This is a genomic window from Haloferax sp. s1, from assembly GCF_058382125.1.
In genome coordinates this window covers 1-1,021 of record NZ_JBZRPK010000095.1, presented here as the reverse complement: position 1 = coordinate 1,021, position 1,021 = coordinate 1, and the positions used below count along the sequence as shown (strand labels likewise).

Here is a 1,021-nt window from a genome sequence, read left to right as displayed (position 1 = left end):
CGCCCCGCCGGGCAGCAACCGACCCCCCGAAAAGCTCGCCCACGCCGGCGGCTCCCAGCCCGGCTCCCACGTCCCGGTCCCCGAAACGCACCCCGGAACCGTCGCCTCCCGCGCCGACGACTACGAAGTCCGCGCCTTCGAAACCGAACCCCGGACCTCCTCGGTCGGCTATTCTCTCGTCGAAGACGACCGCCCCGGCCGATTCAACCGCGAGAAAGCCGAAGAACTCGGCGTCCCGGTCGGTCCGGCGTTCGGTCGCCTCCACACCGGCGAGGACGTTGAACTCGAAGACGGGACCGCCATCAAATCCGAGCAGGTCGTCGGGGAACCCCGACCGGGTCGAAAAGTCGTCTACACCGGCGACACGCGCCCGCTCGACTCGACAATCGAAGTCGCCCGCGACGCCGACTTACTCGTCCACGACGCGACGTTCACCGACGAAGAGTCCGAACGCGCCACCAAAACAGCACACTCGACCGCCCGCGAGGCCGCACGAGTCGCCCGCGACGCCGACGTTCGTCGGTTCGCACTGACCCACATCTCGGCGCGCTACGCGGCGAACCCGAAACCGCTACTCGAACAGGCCCGCGGGGTCTACAAGGGCGAGGTGTTCGTCGCCGAGGACGGCCAGAAAGTCGAGATTCCGTACCCGGACAGCGACGACGAGTAGACCGCAGATACGCTTTTTTCGCTGCCGCGTGCAGCAACTCGCGTGCCGACAAACGACTTCCACATCCTCGACGTGTTCGCGACCGAGAAGTACGCCGGAAACCAACTCGCCGTCTTCGAGGACGCCGACACGCTCTCCGACGACCAGATGGCCGCGCTCGCCAACGAGATGAACTACTCGGAGACGACGTTTATCGAGGGCGGCGACCCGGAACGCGGCTTCGACGTTCGCATTTTCACACCGGCCGGAGAGATTCCGTTCGCCGGTCACCCCACACTCGGAACTGCGGCCGTCCTCCGCGAACAGTTCGACGCCGGCGACGACGTCACACTGAATCTCGGTGTCGGGTCG

The 1,021-nt window shown here is 66.4% G+C and carries 2 protein-coding genes; both read left to right on the top strand.

The window, feature by feature from the left end; translation table 11 throughout:
* The coding region (locus QT222_RS00655) for an MBL fold metallo-hydrolase (protein ID WP_491475970.1) at positions 1-670 on the top strand (670 nt) is incomplete at its 5' end.
* A gap of 42 nt (positions 671-712) precedes the next feature.
* On the top strand, positions 713-1,021 hold a 309-nt coding region (locus tag QT222_RS00650), incomplete at its 3' end, for a PhzF family phenazine biosynthesis protein (protein WP_491475969.1).